We start from the raw sequence: 19,776 nt of genomic DNA, 5'->3' as shown, positions 1-19,776 counted from the left end.
TCCTCTCTATATCCCTCTAATATTACCTACTCTCAATCGTTTTTCCTTCTTCACACCCTGTCCAAAGTTCTCACACAAAGCTGTTAAACAATCTTCTAAGTCGTCATGTTTATTTTTACCATTCTTGCTAAATGTAATTAAATGTTCCCAAGCTTCTCTCCATCTATGCTTGGCATTTGCAGGAAATAACACATGCTCCATTAGCCAAACCGATGTAGTCATTATTCTAGTCCACTTATTTTTAGTTTGAGTTTTATCTTTAATAACAACTTTATTCGTATCATACTCATTTAGAAGAATTTCATTTATTCTCCTGCTAAATAACCCACCGCCATTGTTTGCTTCAAATATTGCTACATTTACATCGTTCTCATAGAGCATTTTAGCAACTAACTTTTCTGTAATCTCCATGTGTTCTTGCGTATAGAGAATATCCAAAATATAAAGCTCTTTTTGATAACATCCAGCAACAACACAAGCTAAATAATCTTGTCCTTTGTCGGCGGTATCTATAAATGCTACTATCTGCTCAAAAACCATATCCCCATTATCATCCCTTGGAATTTCATCATATAATTTCAGATTAGTATAAAGTACACCTTTTGCATCTATACAAACTTGATTATAGTTAGCCATAAAAATTAAGTCAGACATAGATTTTTTTAGACTTTCATACTTTGCTTTACTTAATACATCTTCGCATAGCATATTTTTACCATCGAAAGCCTTCATATTTATCTCTTCAAAATCATCTGCTGTATCTTCTAGAACTCTACCTATTAAGTCTTTTTTAGCCCAACGAGTTTGAATAATTATTGTAATTCCATTGCCTTCTACCCTACTCATTAGAGTATCTGTATAAGTACTGTATATTTTATCTAAGTTACTTTCGGATAGTGCTTCATCAGCATTTTTGACTGGATCATCCACAATAAGAATATTACAACCTCTTCCAGTAAAAGAACTTCCAAATCCACCACCATAATAAGTGCTGTACCCACCCTTTATTGTCCAGTTGTTAACGGAACTATTACCCTTTTTAATCTCTACATCATCAAATATATCTGTATATACAATGCTAAAATCATCCGTTCTTTCTTCTTGTATAAGTTCCCTACAGTTTCTTGAGAACTCAGTACCTATTAATTCGTTATACGAGCAAGTCATTATTTGCGATGCCTTATTTTTTCCTATACACCACGCTGTAAAAAGCCCTACGGTTCTTGATTTACCGTGTCGCGGTGGCATTGATATAGTTAGTCCTTTTTTCTCTATCTTACCTTCATAGATGTCTTGTAGTGTGTTAGCTAATTCTTTTAAATATGTACGTTCTTCTCTGTAAAAGTCTGGTGCTAAGGCCTTGCAAAAGCACCAAAAACTTCTTCTTGCTTCTAATATCTTTTTCTGCCTTAAAAGCATTATTTTTTCTATTTGTTGTGCTTTGCTTAACTGCAATTTAACACCCCCCCTATTTAATTTTTTGCATAAAAAAAGAACTTAGTTAACTAAGTTCTATCTTGATATAATTTAATCCATCTATAAAGCGTTGCTCTACCACACCCCAATAACTTTGCCATTTCCACTTTAGAGATTTCTTTATTTATCATTTTGTTGTAATATTTTTCAAAGTCTTTCGGTAAATCGTTTTTAGTTTTTATTTCTCTACCAAACCATTTGCCACTTTTAGTTTTTATTTCTCCTGTTTCTTCTCTAGTTTCTTTAAGTGCATTTATGGATTGTTGAGTTCTCTCTTGTATAGTTTCTCTCTCCATTTCTGCTACTCCCCCGAATATCGCGAGAAGTAATTTATACGTTGATGAGTTTGTATCTATTCCTTCTTTAACTATAACAACCCTAACACCTTTTTTAACTAGAGTATCAATAATATCTATTAGATCTTTTAAATCTCTTCCAAGTCTACTTATACTTTCGCAATACACTGTATCACCTTCTGATAGTTCTAAAATCATTTGGGATAATGCTGGTCTATCTTTAGTGCTACCTGTTATTTTGTCTTCGTATATTTTATTAAATTTAATTCCTAATTTATCTAGCTGATATTGTTGTCTAGTCTGTTCCTGTTTAATTGTAGAAACCCTTAAATACTTAGCTATCATATGCAATCCTCCAATAATATTAATTCGACTTTTTGATTTTTTTGAAAATTTTTTTAATAGCTTTTTATAAAGTAATCCAGCTACTAATTACCCCTCCCCCCCATTTAGAGTAGGGGATACAATCAATTTGTCTTATCTTAATATTATTATATAATGTATCATTAAACTATGCTACTATAGTGATACACTTTTAAAGGCAATTAGATACAGTTAGACTGTGTTTATCTACTATTATCTTCCATCATCTAACTGTATCATTATACCTTGGTTTTTTGATACATAAAATAAAGATTTTATATTACCTAGATAGCTCCGATAGTTTCTTATTAAGTTCTTCTTCACTTATGTCGCTTAAAGAGTTCTTATCTTCTGTTACTATCTCTTGCTTGTCTACCCACTTATAGTTATTTTTAAGAGTAAAGATAGCTCCAGTATTGGATTGCTTATTATATAGAAGTTCTTCATATTCAGACTCTATAAATGCCTTCGCTTGTTTAATCGTGTTAACATACTTCCTTCTTGTTATATTGTCTAACCTATTCAACCATCCAAATTCATCAGCATTTTCATAATTAAGTAACGTTGTTCTATTCGTTCCTAAGAACCATGCTAACCTGCTAATAGTCTTATTCTTATCATTATCATCGCACCATTTGTAGAACTCAGCAATCTTATCTTCTAATTCCTCTGGACTTTTCCACTTTAAAGATTGTCCACCACCAATACCCTGTCCTATACCTTTATTTTTTGTTTTAGCCATTATTATCACCTCCAATAAAGCAATTTTTACATAAAAGAAGACTCTTATATTTTCATACAAGAGTCTCTTAGTCATTATTTATTTAAATCCCAAATTGCATCTTTATTTTTTTTGATTATATCTTCTTGTTCTTTTGCAGAATCTAAATACCCTGAAATTATATCAAAATCATTTCTCATGATACTTTGATTACTAATTTTAGATAAAATTAAACTTGTCATTTCTGGATATTTCTTTTTTAGATTTCTTTCTGCATATGTACCTAATCTTGCTAACCATTGCAAGTACTCAGATTTTGCTTCAATACAAATACCAAACTCACTTCCATAACCATATTCTTCTGTAAATTTGTCATTAAATTGATTTTTTTGTTTTATTAAATTTTCTAACATTTTATCACCTCTAGTTATAAACTTCTATAAAAGTGATTAAATTCCTTTTTTTAATTTACTGAGGATTATTTTGTGCTTAAGAATTACTTTTATTTATTTGCTTTAAACTTTCCAGAAATTCCTCTTTTTCCAATTCTTCTAAAACACAAACCTTTAATGCTGCTATATCTATTTCTTCATCTTTATCTTTAATTTTATTTCTATAGAAAAAATATAAAATTACAATAAGAACTACAATTACTACAGAAAATGCAATCAAAAATTCATTTCCTGTGTATTCTTTATTATCGAATATATTGCTAAATAAGGCAATCAAGCAAGATACCATAATTCCACCATAAAATATAAATACTGTTTCAAATATTTGTTTATAATCATTTTGATAGCAGTTACACTTTTTCATTTCACTGTGCTTTTCGAAAGTATAATTTTTACCTGACTTTTTATACGCATCTTTAAGCTGTGTATAAAAAATAATGTCGTCAAAACTTTGTTTTTTCATATTAAACCTCTTTCTTTCACTTCTCATATTTACTGTTTCTCTTCTTTCACTCATTATTACCTCCCATATAATGAATATAATAACATATTTTTCATTATGTCGAAATAACTTATGAATGTGTTTTAATTATATTTACAATTGTATTAAACTTCTAATTAACCAGCAAAAAGAACATTTACCCAAGGTTTGCATATTTTACACAACATCAATAAAAAGAGACAGCTTTTACACTATCTCTTATCTTCTTTTCTAAACAACTTAAACTTTAATTCGTCTGTATTTTTATCTTTACTTATCCTAACAAATATTTTACTTAAATCCACAGTTTAACACCTACCTTTGTTCCTTTTAATTCTATTAATTCTACATTTTTATATTCTTTAATCTTCTTTAAAGACCAACTTAATAATTCCTGCTTCATTTTATCGTTAAATTTTCTAAAAAGTATTACGTTATTAATAGCAAAATATCCTTCGTTTAAATCAAATTCTATTTTTAACTCTTCTAAATATGTATTATCGTATATTTCAAGTATATTTTTTATGTATTTTTCTTGTATTTTAATATTAATATCTACTAAATTACTATTAATATCTATTAACTTATTACTTAATTCCAGTAAACTATTACTTTCTAACATATATTAAGCCACCTCAACCTTTAAAATCCCATGATTTTTTGGACTTACTGTTATCCACTTTGTTAAACCTAAATTATAAACATAATTCTTATGCATATTATAGCCTAGTTGCTCATTTACTAGGCCAGCTATTTTATAGTTAGATAAAGAAGTATTTTCCTTGAACCATAAAATCTCTTCCACTAGATCTTGGCTATACTTAGAATTTGGATTTTTAGTACCTAAATTGACTTTTCTTCTCTTTAAAACAGTTGTAGAATTTCTATTACTACTTCTTTTAGTTACTTTCATGTGTTTGTTGCAAATTGTATCTTTAAATAGATCTATGTACATTTTTTCTAATATACTTAAACTTTTTTGCACCGTTTCTTTCTCTCTGCTAGACATTTCGCTTAATTTATAGTTCATCTCACTTTCTTTTATAATCTCAAATTCTAACATTTCTAAATCATAATATTTTTGTAAGATAGCTTTATTATTAAAAGCATATTTGCCTCTTTTTAAGTAATAGATATGTCTGCTTAAAGCATCATTAACTTCGATAGCACTTCCAACATATAAGTATTCTTTTTCTCCATTATCTTTTGTTATAAACATAGCATATACCCCAGCTTTGTTTACTGTTCCGTGTACTTTCATCTTATTTCGCATATAATTCTCCATTTTTCCAGACATTTTTTAAGATAAATGCCAAACTTATTTTTATAGATACAAAATATCTAAATTAAGCTAACTACAAAAAGCAAAAGTGAATGATAGAAAAAACTTTTGGCAATTAACTTAATTTAAATAGCTAGTGTATTGCTACTAGCAAAGCTTTAACAAACCAGTTTCTAACTGAGATAGATTTACTACCTTCATCTATAAGTGTTTGTCTTAGCTAGCTTTCAATTTAATTGGGAGGAACGGCAGATTTGAACTGCATCAACTAGCGAATTACCTAAAATGAAATTACTTTCGTAAATTTAACCTAAAAAAATATTTACTTTATTATTGTTATAAGTTATAATATAATTGAATTATTATAATCATTTTATTGAAAAAATAAAAAAGAGCAGAATCTAATCTGCTCTAGTTGCATTAATGCTGGCTACTAAACATATAGTCTTTCGCCATATACCTCTCCATATAGCAATTTCACTTATCTGCGATATATCGAATAATTAGTTATGTCACTGTTTCACTTTTGGCTTATTTTTACTCATTTTGTTCTATTTAAATAACCCCAAAAACTGTTCTCTATTATATTGATATAATATATTAAACAATCTTTTCTTACATTTTGTATAATTACTACTTTTCTTAGAATCTAATTCTAACAATATCGAATACATAGTATCTTTTGTAATATTAGCTCTTTTTAATTTAGATAGATTTTTATCTACTTTAACATTTAGCATATTTAACTTCTTTTCCTTCTCCGACTCCGTTGTATTATCTAGTGTGTGTTTTATCTCGTTATCCAACTCAACAATTTGCTCTAATATTTTAGACTTTCTCTTTCTATTAACATTATTTTTAGTAAACTCTTCAAGAAAAATTACATCTGTTATTTTTAAACACTCTTTATTATTTTCCTCTCTTTTAATAGATTGTGTAAGTATATTGTTAAGCATATCCATACTTGTTTTAAATTCTTTTAAATTATCCTTTCTGTATTCGCCACTTCTTAACTTTTTGTCTGAACTCACATATTTCCAAAACAACGGTTTTTTATCTATGTTTAACTCTTTTGTAATACAGTCTATTTCCCTTTTTATATCTATATCATATGTTTTTTTAGCATTATCTATAGCCATACCACTCAGAATTGTACATATATCTATTATCTCCTGTAATCTTGTTGTATCTTTATTATTTATCTTTTCATCCCAAAATTTAGACATCGCTAACTGTCCCAGATTAACTACTCTGCCTATTATTCTTTTAGATTCAGACAGTTTATTATCTACTTTCGCAAGATTGGTTAAGTTTAACTTATATTTGACTTTATCTTGTAGAACTTTGTTTTCGCAAACTAACGACTCACTATAACATCTTTTACCAACATCAACTAGCGTTTCATTTTCATAAATTAAGCAGTTGTCTGAATCGAAATCTGCTCCGCTTAATATTTGGCAAATAGCATTATTTATAGCATTTACAACAACAATATTTTTACCAAATCCAAAATACTTTTCTATATCTTCGTTATATTTATTTCTTGCTATATATACATTAGCTTGGCTTGTATGGGGATTTCTAAAACAAACTAATTCTTTATTAAACGCAAATAATTTTGTATATATCTCATTCCCCTCTAGTTCAGTACTGTTATGATCATATATCCCTAAGCTTTGTTTTAGATAAGAAATTGGATTTGCAATCATGGTGCAATAATCTCCTATATTCTTAATTTTCCCAGATTTCAGCTTCTCAACATATTTACCTATTGTTTGCGTTCTGAATTCCCTAAAAAAACTAGTCTGTTCAAAGTCTTTACTGGTATTTAGCACAGCAACTACAGCTTCATTGCAATTTAAATTATTAGCATTCCTAATTAAATACTCTTTAAATACATTAATATCTTTTTTTAAGCTACTTACATAATTAATCTCGAATTCACATACTTTTTTTAATTCATTTTCTGTAAATGGAAGCGAATTAATCATCTGGTATGACATTTGATTGTACTCAACATCGTTAAATTTATGCTTACTAGACTTATTATGCTTACACACACCAAACACATTTTTATCTTTCTTAACGATATCTTTCCAATATTCAAACATATCTTTTTCCGTCTCCCCATAAACAAAATTAGCAAATTTTAAAGCTTTTAGGGAACTAGGTGTGCATATCACTTTTACGTTTTTTGCTAACATTTTATTTCCAAACATATCTTTAACTTTAAAAGAATTGTAATCTATCCCTTCTTTTTTACAATAATCTTTATAAAATAACTGTACATCACACCTAAAAGCACACGACTTAAACATATGATTTCTTAATAATTTAAAGTCTATCCCTCGTTCAAAATAGCTCTTATCTAGCAAGCAAGATCCATCGGTTGGCGTTGATGCTAAAAGGCCATCCGCTTCTTCTCTAACACTTAATCTGTTAGTATTGCTATCCTTATAAATAAACTTACTTCGTTGTATCCAGCTAGATTCTATATCATCAACTATTAATATAGAATTTGGTTTAATTATAACTGTATCTTCTATAGAAGAACTAACTAAACTACTATATGCTCCTAATCCAACAATATCTATTTCTTCTTCTTGTTTAAAATCAATATACATCCTGCTCCATTCCAACATTTCACGTGCTAAATCTTCCCTTATAAAAATAACTTTACCTTGTCTACTTTTAGAGCCACTTCTTTTATACAAAACAAACTTAATGCCATTCTCATCACTAAAACCTTCTCTATATATTTTTTCTCTTAAAGCATCTACAGTTAATTTATAGCTTTCTTTTTCTTCAATATTTACATTCTCACTATTTAATTTTGTCGTTAGTTCATCTATTATATTTTTATATTTCTCCGCTGTCTTAATCTGTAATTTTTCATCTTTAATTTTCCCTTTATAATACTTAATTTTTTCTTCAATTTCTTTTTTGAACGTATATTTATAACCGCAATTAAAATTAACATTTATTAAATCTCTGCTTTTAAGTAACTCACCATCATTTGAATTTAGATGTTTATTATTTAATCTAACTAAGCTCTTGTTTATTAATACCTCTATTTTTTCTTGTTTTAACTTTAATAATTCTAAGCTATGCGGAATAAATCCAGTCCACTCTGCTTTTATGTACTCTCTTTCTCCTCTTTCGAATTTTAAAGCATCGACAGCTTCTATATTTCTTATATATAACCCTTTCACCATCTATCATTCCCTTTCTTAATAAAATTTTAATTTAAATTAGGCTTATACTGTAGCGATAGTGTAAGTATATGCATAATTTACGAGTAGCTTTAGCTACGACTTTACTCTTACTATGTTGCCGTCAGAAACTCTAACGAGATTTCTTCCGTGCATTGAGTTAAAAATAATTCCACTATCGCTACATTATTTATTAACTAAATGCCAATTATTTTTTTATTTAGTTTTACTATTTTAATAAACTTGTCACCATTGGATTTAAGGATATATTTATATCATTATAATGCGAAGGTGACAACTTTTAAGTTAAAACAATATATCAAATAATTCCTCTTTAATTCCCCACAAATCTAATATTTTGTTTTGATAAGTATAAGCCTCAGCTTTTACCTTACTTAATTCTTCTTGTAAGTTAACTATGTCTGTTATACTCGATAAATTTTGAATACATATATTTGTTAATTGTTCAATATCACTTACAAAACATTCCAATGCCCTTACTTCATCCTTAGCACTCAAAAATACCCCATTATCCTTTTTAGATTTAGCCGTTCTCTGCCTGTTCTCTGCATTATTTATAATGTTTTTTATAACATTATTGTTTAATCTGTTTTTACAATCTTCTAATCTCAATTCTAATAACTCGTTTTTATCATCCATCAAAAATTCTTGAAATTTGTAAGTTGTTATTATTTTAAAAGCACTATAATATTTCTTAATATTAGATTTTTCCAAGTAGTTTAGTACCATTTTATTAAAATTATTATATTTACCATCACTAATAACTTGACTTTTAGAGCTATAGTTCATCTCGTTCAAAACTTCTCTTTCAGATTCGGCAATATTAAATAAATCCCTATCGGTAGCTTCTTTATAGACACCACCACAAGTCTGTATTTTATAAATATAGCTCCATTTTATCAAGCATCTGTCCTGCAATTGTTTAAGTACCCTCTCGACAGCATAACGCAAATTGTTAGATGTATTATTATAAAAATCTCTTACAGTATCGATAGGTATTCGAGTGTAATTGCTAAGTTTACTCATATGATATCTTCCTATATTATAGTTAGCATTGATCATATTAAGTTGCATAAGCATACCAGATACAGACAATTCTATCTTGCTATAGTTTTCATTTTCATTCATCTTCTTACACATTCTTAATATAATTCTTTCCAAATCTTCTGTGTAAACACCAATTAACCTCTTATCAACCTTCTCTTTTGCAATTTGATATATTTCTTCTATAATAAATTTATTGCCTTCTTTTTTGTACTTAAAATATCTATCAAAATCCTTAATTTGTAGTTGCTTACTCTTACCAACCTTTGTTTCTTTCCCTAGTATATTACATAACTCTTTATAATTCTTTATAACTTGTCCCTCTTTTAAATTCTCAATTTGCACTGTTTATATCTCCCTCTTTATATCTTATTATTGTATGTACTTTGATTGTTTATTAAGTACCTACTCATATTATTTAAATATTATTGTAATTCTATGTTAAATATTTTTACTTTTTTACCTAACAACTCGTCGCAAACAAATCTATCTACATTCAAAATCATCACAATTATCTTCATCATTTCCATATTCACATTCGCATCTTTTCATATGAATACAATCACTGCAACCATAATTTAAAAACATTTCTCTTTCCCTTGCAATTCTTCTTTGTTCCAATCTATCTTGTTGTATTTTTTGTTTTTCAAAATAATTCTCATAATATTTCCTTACTCCATTTTCATTCCAGTCTTTAGGTAATGCTATTTCTTCATATAGATATTCTTCTAATTCAAATTTATCTATTACTTCATTCCATATATCGGAATAATATTTCATTTTCATACCACATTCAGCACATATATAAAATTCATTATTCACATTATAAAAACAACAATGGTTTTGCTTATCTTCAAAGCACTGACAAGCAAATTCCTCACATATGATCTTTGTACCATCCTTTGTTATAAACTCACAATACTCACTAAATATTTCATATAAAAACTCTTGTTTATCACCATCCCCATAGCAATCGATATATGGCAAATCATTAATTGATTCAGCGTTCAACAAGTCACCTATTGTTTCTTTACATACTCCTAAATACTCATCATCACATTTACATGATATTTCTAAATCTTTTAATTTTTCTTCTAATTTCATTTCAATTCCCCACTTTCATTCATTAATTTTTTATTTACCTCTAAATCGCTCTATTTTGTCTTTTGTATATCAATAGAGTAAATACCCTAATAGATATCTAAAACCGTTTTTAAGTACAAAAGTCATTGATTTTCTTCGAGAAAATAAGATAGCAAAAAAAATATCTATTATTTTCAATAAAAAGTTGACATTTTGCTCTCCACTACATATAATTATAGTATGGTGGTTATTTTATACCAAAAATTAGATGAGTAATTCTATTCTAGCATGTTTACATTTTTTTGTAAATATATTTTTGCTAGTTTTTTTATTTGTATATAAACATATTATTATCTATTAACACTAAATCAAAAAATTTCTCAAACTCATAATACGCATCATAGTCTATAGATAATAGTTTTTTATTTTTATATAACATATAAGTTTCTGCAAAAAATTCTATAGGATCCTCTTTAAAATAATTAGCATACCAACTATCTTTTTTATATCCATTCTCATCTCGAAATATTATATCTTTATAATTTTTAATATATTTTTCAAATTCATTATGACTTGAAAAGATATACTTATCTTCTTCAAAGCTGTAATCTAACCCGTGACCAAACTCATGTAACATAATATCGCTTGGTAGATCACTTTTGCAATTAGTATCAATATATATAACTTTTTCTTGATAACTACACAGACCAGCTACATCAAAACCCCATCTGCTTACGCCCCCGTTTTTTACATATGCTTCTACTACATCTTCTGTAAGCAAAATATCATACTCGCTCATTTTTTTATACTCGTAATTGTTAAAATCATCTACAATATTACTATAGTTTAAATTTATTAGCTTATCGATTTTTATTTCTTTTGTAGTCCAATTTGTAAGCGTTTGTATAAAAATTAAAACTATAATAATAATTTTCATATCTAACACCCCACTAATATAGAATTAAAGTTGTGTCTTCTTGTCTATCGTAAATACATATAGAATCTTCTACTTCAACTAAATCTCCGCCCCAAATTATGAATGTTTGTAAGCACTCTTTGGCATTCTCAACATTCAACTCAAAACATTCAGCAAAAAGATCTTCGAATTTTCCTACTGAAATTTCTCCAGTTTCTTCAATTAACCCCTTAAATTCTTGTCCTTTTACAGTTTCTAAGAACTCTAATGTAAGCCCCTCATTGTCCACTTTTATATTTCCTAATACCTCATTAATTTTTTTCATTTTGAAACCCTCCATCTTTCTTTTTTACTTTTTATTTGTTAACTCATTCCATTTTTTTAATAATAAATAATCTACTTGTCCAGTCTCCAAGAACAACTCAAAGTTCTTTTTGTTATTTTCTAGTTGGTTTCGTTCTAAAAAAATTCCAAACTCTATATATAGATCTGTATTTATTGTTTTGTCTATAGATTTTACATTTTCGTCTTTTTTAGTTTTAGATTTTCTTTCAAGCAAAATAACGTTTCCCATTTTCCCCTCCTCTAATCAATTAACTAAGTGCTATCACTTGGTATACTCTTATTATATGCTTGGTGCTATCACCTGTCAACACTTTTTTAAAACTTTTTTATAAATGATATCACTTTTTTAATCTATTATGATATAATGAAATTAGAGATAATTAGGAGGTCAAAACAATGGCGATAGGTGAAGACAAAACTAGGATTGTAATTACAGTTACAAAAGAATTAAAAGCCGAGTTAGATAAACAAGCGAAAAAAGAAAATAGAACCGTTGCTAACTTAATCAATACAATAGCAATAAGATACTTAGAAGATAATAAATAAAAAGAGAGTAAAATTAATTACTCTCTTTTTATTTAATTATTTTAGAATTCAAATACCATATAATTAGAATTGTATAAAAATGATTTATTATACGTAATAAACAACATAATTAATACCTTTCTTCTTTATATTCATCGTGTTTTTAGAATTTAGATACCATAGTTTAGAATTCAGATACCATATAATTAGAATTGTATAAATAATTATAAAGGTCTAGGTAGCTTTGTGATAAAACTAGAGTACCCTTTGCTATAGTAAATAAGGTTTAAGCTATGGTATTGTTCCATATCCCTAAGATCTTCGTATTCAAAGCCTTCTAGTTTAGATTTAAAATGGTTAAAATCATCTTCTAAAGCACCTTTTAACAACATATAGCTACTTCCACTTGCTTCAAGTGTATCGAATATCTTCTCGAGTTGTCTTATATATTGTGTGCTAAAAACAAATTTTAGACCGAATTTTCTGCATTGCGGAAGAATATACTCAAGCTTATTCATTGCTGTCGGTGCTTGGAAAACTTCATCTATAATAATATTACATCGACAAGGTTTGTCATTAACCATACCCCTCAACTGACTTGCTAACCAAACTTTACTTATAAGATAAGTAACTAATAGATTTTTAGACATTTTAGTTGGAAAATCAGACTCTTTCATTTTAAACAAAACAACTTTGCCTTCTTCCATGCATTTTACTAAGTTAATATTGTCTTTAAGTGGTTTATTATACATATACTTTAATTTAAAATCTTCTCTAAGAGAAGAAATTCTATCTATAATATGTTCTATTTTATTTTCTTTAGTTCCTATAACGAAGGGAATCTCCCCTTTGTCAATGTCTTTGACACTAACTTTAGACATTTCGTTTAATTCTAATAGAGTATTGATTTCATCACTTAGATTTTCTTTTAGTTCTTCGCATAAATTTAATTCTGCAAGATATTTCTCCCGTTTTATATGATTATCTAAACATTCAACTACATTTTTTACACTATTATAACCTAGCGCAAATACAATGTTTCCCGCTGAGTTTAAAAACCTTCTCATTCTACTAGAAAGAGGATCCCCAACACTTATACTATCTATAAGATCCATCAATTGTTGACTTTGTAAATTAGCATATTTTAATCTATCAAACGAACTCATATCTTTCGTTATTTCAACCTCATTAAAACCTAATCCTTGGATAGTCTCTTGACTTCCTAAATCAATTTCAATTAATTTGCTTTTATTGTCAATGCATGATTTTATATCATTTGATAACCCGCAGTTTTTAATAAAATCTATTATAACAAGTCCCTCACCTGCATTTATACAGTCGTTGGCATAATTGCACATGTAAGTAGTCTTCCCACCTCCCTGAGAACCTATTACTGCTAATGGTAAATTTCCTACATTATATTCCTCCTCCAAGTATGCTTTAGTTTCAACACCCCTAAATTTAGATGAACCTAATCTTTTCTTACCTTCTTGTAATTCTTTTGGTATTTTAGCTTCCTCTGTTTTAACATATTTAATACCTAATTGCATTAATGTAGTCCTTCCTGGTATTTGAATTAACTGTGAAACCTCATCACTACTCATGACACTTGTCTTGGTTTTGATACTATAATCTTCTAAATTAAATACCCCTTTGCTTTTATTTCTAATTAACTCATTATCTCCATCTACACTTCTAAATGCTTGACATACAGTATCTATATTATTGCTTCTTCTCACAGCGTTAACCGAACTTGACACCACAGCAACTTGAGTATCTATAATGCTAAGATCTTTTTTCTTTTTAGTTAATATACTTAATTCCTCATTTTTTCTTTCTAATAGTCCTTCTAAATAGAAATCTCTATTTATCTTTATTTCTTCTTTTCCTCCAACAAAATCATTTATTACTTCGCATGTGGTATTTAAAATACTACTTATAATTTCAAATGCTTTAAATACCATAAATTCAAAGTTCATTACAGGTTTTTGTATGTTCTTCTTCTCCTTGAACTTATTAATTGTTGTATTATATATATCTTTAAATCCCAAATCGCTTCTAGGCATAAAATTATATACTACAGTAACTCTATCATTGTCCTGCATTATTTCCATACATCTTAAAATCGAATTTAAAGGCTCATTTAATTTTCTATCAACATTAAGACTCATGCCATCTAGATATTTATAACTTAATCCAAATACTTCCGAATCCTTTGAGAAGGGCTTTATAGCCCCCTCTACTACTTCTACAGTTGCCTTATTCCATATCTCCATTATCTTTTCTAAGCAGACTTGTAAGAAAATGTTTGGTACTACAAAATAAAAATCAGTATTTTCTTTATCGATATCTATAACATACTTTATGCTAAAATCTTGTTCTATTATTAACTTCTTACGCTCCCTATATATTTTTTTATTCAAACTTCTGTATGTTGATGCTATACTTTTTGCTAAACTCTGTGTAGTATAATTTCTAATACTTTTGTGAGGTGTTATTTTAATGTATCTGTAATTAGGTTTCTTTATTTCAAAATAATCGCTCAATTTCATAGACTGTATTTTATTTTTTAACACTTGCTATTGCCATCCCAAGAATTTGCATTACTATATATATAACTATACTCCCTGAAACCCATTTCCCACTTTTCTTTATTCCTGCGACATATAACATTAATGCTATTATTGATACAATTAAACACATCCAATAACTACAATCTATCGCTCCTGTTACAATCCATTCCAATACTCCTATAAGTTGAGTTTTAATCCATTCCAACATAACTATCCCCCCTATCTTTTAAAACATTCTGATGCTAAGTCAAACAAGTAAGGTAACATATATAAACTTCCAAAAGCTAATACATATTTAACTATAACCTTTCCTACGTCATTTATATTATCTCCACCCTTCATTAATTGACTTATTATATCTTTAATTCCCATAACTAAACATATCCAGTACCCACCCTTCTGTAGTAAAACTAGAAAGGTATTACCTAATTTATCAATTCCGCTTGTATTTACGTCTAAGGCGTTAGCTTGTACACTTGTTAGCATTAGCGCTACTGCTAGTCCACTTACGATTAGATTTCTAGCACTTTTATTTACTAAAAATCTTTCTAATTTATTCTGATCTGTATAATTAATAAATTCAGAAATAGTCATAGTTATTTCTTTTCTTTTCATTTTTAAATACCTCCATGAATATAAATTTGTTTTTGCTAATACTATAAATAATTAAATTTATCGGAGGTGTTTTACTATGTTCCCATTCGTTGTTGGATATATAGCTTTTACATACGCAGTTGGAGTTGGAGTAAATTTCTTTTTATAATTATTTTCTAAAAATGGTATACTTTTATATAGCAGTCGCATAAGCTATAGCGTAAGCAAAGCTAAGCGATAGCAACTTAGAAATAGTCTACCCTAACCCGAGGATAGGCTATTTTTTTATAATTTTATCTTTATTGTTTTGTCATTGCATACACAATACGCAATCTGTTCGCTAGTATTTAAATATATCTCTACATCATCAGCATATTTAATTCCAACCCTTTTAAGCTCTACTTGTATTAATTTTTCAATTTCTTTTACATTTAATTTAAGATTCCCCATTTCAAGTATTAAATTTCTTTTACCTTTCTTTGCCATAATTCTTTCCCTCCATATCTTTCATAATCAGTTCTTTTATATAGATACTTGCGCTCAACTTTTTTTTACAGTGCAAGTATAAGTTTAATTCACTTTCTTTGAAGCTAAGATTTATCTTCATGCGTATCTTTCCTCCTGTTTGCTTATTTATAGTATATATATACTCATATTTGCTTAGATATGTGCAAATAAAATTAAAAAAAATAAGAGAAATCTTTATTCAGACTTCTCTTTAAGCATTTCTTGATATAAAACCTGTTTTATATAGTTGCTCTTTCCTATTATTTTTGATTTCGTCTCGATCCATTTTAATAGTTCTTTTTCTTCTTCTGTATCTTTAAAGCTTAAATTTATTTTAGCACTCATATCCAACACCTCGCTAATGAATATTTTAACATATTATGGTAATAATTTATATAGGAGGTGCATACAATGTTTGTTTTAGGTTTGCTCTCTGGATTAATTCTAGGACTAATTATAGCTCTTATTTTATATATAATTAGCCAATTAATAATTCATAAAATATATTAATTTAATTAATTCTTAAATTGTATTTATTAGCACTAATTTTTTGTCGCGTAAGATAAGATTTAACTGTCATCTCTGATATTACTTAGATGTCGCATTAAATAAAAAACGAAAAAAAAACAGGATAAGACTATTAAAAATCTTACCCTGTTTTTATTATTTTATCGTAAAATCTAATTTTAATAAATATTTATATTTAAAAATAAACACTTACTATAATTAATTGTACGACAAATAGACTTAAAAAATTTCGATTAAAAATTTAACAAGTCTTTCTTTACTATTTTTTAAAAATAGATTATAATTATATTAGTTTTTGTACATCGTTAATGATGTTTTGAAGTGTCAGTATTGCAGTTACTGGCACTTTTTCTTTTAAGTATATCCTAGAAGCTTATTTTCTAAGTCTAACCAATCTGCATCCGATCTTTCTCTTTGCTCAAAATTATTGAATTTAATTTGTTTGTTCTTTGTTCTATAATTACTATTTCCTTTAGCTTTTTTACTTCTAGCCTTAACTTTATTAGCTATATTTTCTAATTGCTTTAAAAGAATAGTATATAGATTACTTATACTACCCCTGCGTTGCTTTTTTATTAAGTTCCTATCCTCCAATTCTGTTAAGTATCTTTGTATTGTTCTCACGCTTTTATTTAACTTCTTAGCTAGATATTCCTGACTTGGATAACAATTATCCTTTTCTCCGTAACACATGCTTTTAAGCAGACTATAAAGCCTATATGCACCATCGCTAATAGCTGTTTCTGTAATTAATTTGTTACTAATGACTGTGTAATCCTTCATAATTTATCTCCTATAACTCAAATTTTCAATGGGACTAAATTTACTATATTGCTTTCTCAAATCTTCTTTCAAAAGATCTAGATACATCTTTTCTGTTACCGTAACAGAACTATGACCAAGCAACCTTGATAAGGTATAAATATCACCCTGCGCCAAAAGGAATCTTCTCGCAAAATTATTTCTTAAAACATGAGGTGTAATGTTTTTTTCGATTTTAGTTCTCTTCATTACACATCTAAAATTTCTCTCAAAGTTTGATGGCGATAGTACTGAATTAGTCCTCTGAGTCGGAAATAACAACTCACTCTCTTGAAATGTATCTTTAAATCTTAGCCAAGAATTTAAAATACGTCCAACTGTATGGCTATAAAAAACAACTCTTTCTTTTCTGCTTTTAGTAATCTCAGATGGAATTATTATCGTTCTTCTAACAAAATCAATGTCATTTACAGTTAAGTTTAGGGTTTCGCTTAATCGCATTCCAGAATCCAAGATAAGACTTACTATTGCATAGTCCCTATACTCATGGAATTTAGTTAGGTCGAACGCTTTAAGCATAACCTTAACCTCCATATCTGTTAATTGATCTTTAGCTTTTCTTGTCTCTTTTAAATATTTAACTTTACTTATAGTATTTTTTTTAATAATATTGTTTTCTTCCATCCAATTAAAAAAAACTTTAATATTTCTTAAATAATTATTAATAGTTCCAACAGAAATTGGATCTCCTATATCAAGGCGTTTATCCATCCTTGTTACTAATAAGCTTTTTTCATTTGCTACAAAACTATATTTTCCGCGTTCTTTAGTAAACATCAAATAATCTTCAACATCTTTTTTACTTACTTTTGAAGGCGAAATTATATATTTATCTTCCTCCAAATATTTTATAAACAAAAGAATACTCTGATAATAGCTTTGCATAGTCTTCTTCGATAAATCTTTTAAATTACAATATTCTATAAAATCCATCAAATAGTGTTCTAACGTTCTTTTAGTATTAATTTTTGGCATAAAAAATAAGACCTCCTGTTTTTTTACAAACAAAAGATCTTATCTAACTTTTAAATTTAATATAAGTAGTTATCACTTAACTATAAGTTGTTATTAAAATATAAACAATATCGCCATAAGATTTTTAAGAATGGCTTAACTAAGCCGTTTATGATACCTTATTTTTTAATCTTAGCTTATCAGCTATGATTGCTATAAATTCTGAGTTAGTAGGCAACTCTCTTACAACCAGCAACCTCTGAAAGCCTGTAAAGCTGCCATTTTATCGTACCATTTTTTGCTTTTTTCTTCAACTCGCTCCAACAGTTTGTTGGCTTACAACAAAAGTATTTGTTGGTATAATAATATAAGAGCCGATTAAAAAAGTCAATTGTTTGTTGGCTTGTTTTCGATTTATTCATTACATTATGATAAAATTTAATTTTTTAGGCTGATCTACTACGAACTGGCCTTATTAATCTTTCTCCTCTATCGCCTCTTATATATCTCATTTCAAGTGTTTCCCTACGTATTCCATATAACTTACTTAAATCAGTTAATGTATATAAAAGTCCATTAATTTCAACATATATTGTATTCTTCTTATTATTAGCCTGTTCATCTATAGTAGCCCACCTACAGTTACTAGGTTCATAATTGCCATACGGATTTATTCTATCTAAAGTTAATGTTTCATTATATCCATTTTCCATAGCCCAGTTTATAAAATCAGTACAACTTCTTAGCCATGCATCACACACTTTGATTCCAAGTGCTCCGTAATTGTAAAAATCCTTATTATTTGTATTATAGCATCGTTGCCTCATCATTACCCAAATAGAATAAATTCTTGTTTTTGCATATCCATGTTTCATAAAATATCCCTCTTTCATCATTTGTAATTAATCTATCTTGCGATATTTTATGTTTTTCATTTCTAAAAGAATACTTTAAATATCTACATATAGTAGCCAAATTGTTTTATAATTAAGATAAAATTTATAAGAGGTGATATTAATGAATTTTGATAAATATAAGGAAATGGGACCTATTGATTATTGGGAACAATACTATTCCGAACAAGTTGAACAGATAAAAAAACTTATATCCGAAGGTACTACCGATGAGGAATTGTTAAAAAATGACGATTTTTCTAGAACAAATCTACGAGACGCTGGAGTAAAACCTAGCTACTTAATTCCAAGGGCTGAATCACAAATACTAAATGATGACTGGGACTATCACATTCCCAATGATGGAAAGTGGGAGTTTCAAAACGGAATCCCATTTTTAGATGATGGATTTAGTAGAGATACATTAGCCATGGCTCTCATTACTAATATGGGCCTAAAAAGGTTAGTTGAAATATTACCTGAAGAAAGTAAGAATGAGCTAAAAAAACTACTGTTATGATTTATTTACAAAAACCATCTCGTTAATGTTTATAAGATTACTGACATTAAACCATGAGATGAACAGCATACATTGTATGTCCTTTTGGAGGTACAATGTATGTCCTAACTCTCATATTTTTTATTGAATTTTGCTATTTTAAAGTAATTCCTTCATTAATATGTATGT

The 19,776-nt window shown here is 28.0% G+C and carries 24 protein-coding genes and 1 pseudogene; 2 read left to right on the top strand and 23 right to left on the bottom strand.

Annotation, left to right across the window (positions count from 1 at the left end; genetic code table 11):
• Positions 1-6 precede the first annotated feature (6 nt).
• The 13 genes from terL to INR60_RS04905 all read right to left on the bottom strand — a co-directional run bounded on the left by terL (position 7) and on the right by INR60_RS04905 (position 11,921).
• Positions 7-1,455, bottom strand: a complete 1,449-nt coding sequence (terL, locus tag INR60_RS04965; protein ID WP_194190371.1) for a phage terminase large subunit — start codon at positions 1,453-1,455, stop codon at positions 7-9.
• Positions 1,456-1,505: 50 nt separating this feature from the next.
• On the bottom strand, positions 1,506-2,117 hold the full coding sequence (locus INR60_RS04960) for a recombinase family protein (RefSeq protein ID WP_194190370.1): 612 nt from the start codon (positions 2,115-2,117) through the stop codon (positions 1,506-1,508).
• A gap of 298 nt (positions 2,118-2,415) precedes the next feature.
• The gene (locus tag INR60_RS04955; RefSeq protein WP_338015005.1) at positions 2,416-2,886 is read right to left on the bottom strand and encodes a terminase small subunit; all 471 of its coding nucleotides are present in this window, start codon (positions 2,884-2,886) and stop codon (positions 2,416-2,418) included.
• A 65-nt stretch (positions 2,887-2,951) separates the two neighbouring features.
• Positions 2,952-3,269, bottom strand: coding sequence for a hypothetical protein (locus INR60_RS04950; protein ID WP_194190368.1), 318 nt, complete (start codon positions 3,267-3,269; stop codon positions 2,952-2,954).
• Between the two features lie 76 nt (positions 3,270-3,345).
• Positions 3,346-3,825, bottom strand: a complete 480-nt coding sequence (locus tag INR60_RS04945; RefSeq protein ID WP_194190367.1) for a hypothetical protein — start codon at positions 3,823-3,825, stop codon at positions 3,346-3,348.
• A gap of 259 nt (positions 3,826-4,084) precedes the next feature.
• Positions 4,085-4,411 carry a hypothetical protein gene (locus tag INR60_RS04940; RefSeq protein WP_194190366.1) on the bottom strand — a complete coding sequence of 109 codons (327 nt, stop codon included), beginning with the start codon at positions 4,409-4,411 and terminating at the stop codon, positions 4,085-4,087.
• Between the two features lie 3 nt (positions 4,412-4,414).
• Complete coding sequence (locus INR60_RS04935; RefSeq protein ID WP_194190365.1) at positions 4,415-5,062, bottom strand: GIY-YIG nuclease family protein; 648 nt, start codon at positions 5,060-5,062, stop codon at positions 4,415-4,417.
• A gap of 560 nt (positions 5,063-5,622) precedes the next feature.
• A complete protein-coding gene (locus INR60_RS04930; protein ID WP_194190364.1) occupies positions 5,623-8,286 on the bottom strand; it encodes a hypothetical protein in 2,664 nt (887 codons plus the stop codon).
• A gap of 303 nt (positions 8,287-8,589) precedes the next feature.
• Entirely contained in the window at positions 8,590-9,693 is a 1,104-nt protein-coding gene (locus tag INR60_RS04925) for a hypothetical protein (protein ID WP_194190363.1), read from the bottom strand.
• A 141-nt stretch (positions 9,694-9,834) separates the two neighbouring features.
• Positions 9,835-10,359 (bottom strand): hypothetical protein, encoded by a 525-nt coding sequence (locus tag INR60_RS04920; RefSeq protein WP_194190362.1) that lies wholly within the window; start codon positions 10,357-10,359, stop codon positions 9,835-9,837.
• A gap of 400 nt (positions 10,360-10,759) precedes the next feature.
• Complete coding sequence (locus INR60_RS04915) at positions 10,760-11,368, bottom strand: hypothetical protein (RefSeq protein ID WP_194190361.1); 609 nt, start codon at positions 11,366-11,368, stop codon at positions 10,760-10,762.
• A gap of 13 nt (positions 11,369-11,381) precedes the next feature.
• A complete protein-coding gene (locus tag INR60_RS04910; RefSeq protein WP_194190360.1) occupies positions 11,382-11,672 on the bottom strand; it encodes a hypothetical protein in 291 nt (96 codons plus the stop codon).
• A 24-nt stretch (positions 11,673-11,696) separates the two neighbouring features.
• Entirely contained in the window at positions 11,697-11,921 is a 225-nt protein-coding gene (locus INR60_RS04905) for a hypothetical protein (RefSeq protein ID WP_194190359.1), read from the bottom strand.
• A gap of 167 nt (positions 11,922-12,088) precedes the next feature.
• Here INR60_RS04905 and INR60_RS04900 point away from each other — a divergent pair, with 167 nt between their 5' ends.
• Complete coding sequence (locus INR60_RS04900) at positions 12,089-12,238, top strand: ribbon-helix-helix domain-containing protein (protein WP_194190358.1); 150 nt, start codon at positions 12,089-12,091, stop codon at positions 12,236-12,238.
• Between the two features lie 203 nt (positions 12,239-12,441).
• On the opposite strand, the gene INR60_RS04895 is transcribed toward INR60_RS04900, so the two are convergent.
• The 10 genes and pseudogenes from INR60_RS04895 to INR60_RS04855 all read right to left on the bottom strand — a co-directional run bounded on the left by INR60_RS04895 (position 12,442) and on the right by INR60_RS04855 (position 19,070).
• Positions 12,442-14,769, bottom strand: coding sequence for a type IV secretory system conjugative DNA transfer family protein (locus INR60_RS04895; protein WP_194190357.1), 2,328 nt, complete (start codon positions 14,767-14,769; stop codon positions 12,442-12,444).
• Positions 14,770-14,779: 10 nt separating this feature from the next.
• Positions 14,780-14,998: a hypothetical protein gene (locus INR60_RS04890; RefSeq protein ID WP_194190356.1), complete on the bottom strand. Its 219-nt coding sequence runs from the start codon at positions 14,996-14,998 to the stop codon at positions 14,780-14,782.
• An 11-nt stretch (positions 14,999-15,009) separates the two neighbouring features.
• Entirely contained in the window at positions 15,010-15,405 is a 396-nt protein-coding gene (locus INR60_RS04885; protein WP_194190355.1) for a hypothetical protein, read from the bottom strand.
• Between the two features lie 264 nt (positions 15,406-15,669).
• The gene (locus INR60_RS04880) at positions 15,670-15,870 is read right to left on the bottom strand and encodes a hypothetical protein (RefSeq protein ID WP_194190354.1); all 201 of its coding nucleotides are present in this window, start codon (positions 15,868-15,870) and stop codon (positions 15,670-15,672) included.
• Positions 15,854-15,991 carry a hypothetical protein gene (locus INR60_RS04875; RefSeq protein WP_194190353.1) on the bottom strand — a complete coding sequence of 46 codons (138 nt, stop codon included), beginning with the start codon at positions 15,989-15,991 and terminating at the stop codon, positions 15,854-15,856. The genes INR60_RS04880 and INR60_RS04875 overlap by 17 nt, the downstream gene beginning before the upstream one ends.
• Positions 15,992-16,086: 95 nt before the next feature.
• Positions 16,087-16,236, bottom strand: a complete 150-nt coding sequence (locus INR60_RS04870; protein ID WP_194190352.1) for a hypothetical protein — start codon at positions 16,234-16,236, stop codon at positions 16,087-16,089.
• A 537-nt stretch (positions 16,237-16,773) separates the two neighbouring features.
• On the bottom strand, positions 16,774-17,202 hold the full coding sequence (locus INR60_RS04865) for a helix-turn-helix domain-containing protein (protein WP_194190351.1): 429 nt from the start codon (positions 17,200-17,202) through the stop codon (positions 16,774-16,776).
• Between the two features lie 3 nt (positions 17,203-17,205).
• Positions 17,206-18,216 (bottom strand): tyrosine-type recombinase/integrase, encoded by a 1,011-nt coding sequence (locus INR60_RS04860; RefSeq protein ID WP_194190350.1) that lies wholly within the window; start codon positions 18,214-18,216, stop codon positions 17,206-17,208.
• A gap of 148 nt (positions 18,217-18,364) precedes the next feature.
• Positions 18,365-18,430: pseudogene (locus INR60_RS17295) on the bottom strand (sporulation initiation factor Spo0A C-terminal domain-containing protein); the annotation flags it as partial.
• A gap of 211 nt (positions 18,431-18,641) precedes the next feature.
• Positions 18,642-19,070, bottom strand: coding sequence for a hypothetical protein (locus INR60_RS04855; RefSeq protein ID WP_194190349.1), 429 nt, complete (start codon positions 19,068-19,070; stop codon positions 18,642-18,644).
• Positions 19,071-19,212: 142 nt separating this feature from the next.
• Here INR60_RS04855 and INR60_RS04850 point away from each other — a divergent pair, with 142 nt between their 5' ends.
• Positions 19,213-19,608 (top strand): hypothetical protein, encoded by a 396-nt coding sequence (locus INR60_RS04850; RefSeq protein WP_194190348.1) that lies wholly within the window; start codon positions 19,213-19,215, stop codon positions 19,606-19,608.
• The last annotated feature ends 168 nt before the right edge of the window (positions 19,609-19,776 follow it).

Origin of the sequence: Clostridium chrysemydis, assembly GCF_015234215.1 — a bacterium.
GTDB lineage: Bacteria > Bacillota > Clostridia > Clostridiales > Clostridiaceae > Clostridium > Clostridium chrysemydis.
This window is presented reverse-complemented; position numbering and strand designations above follow the sequence as displayed.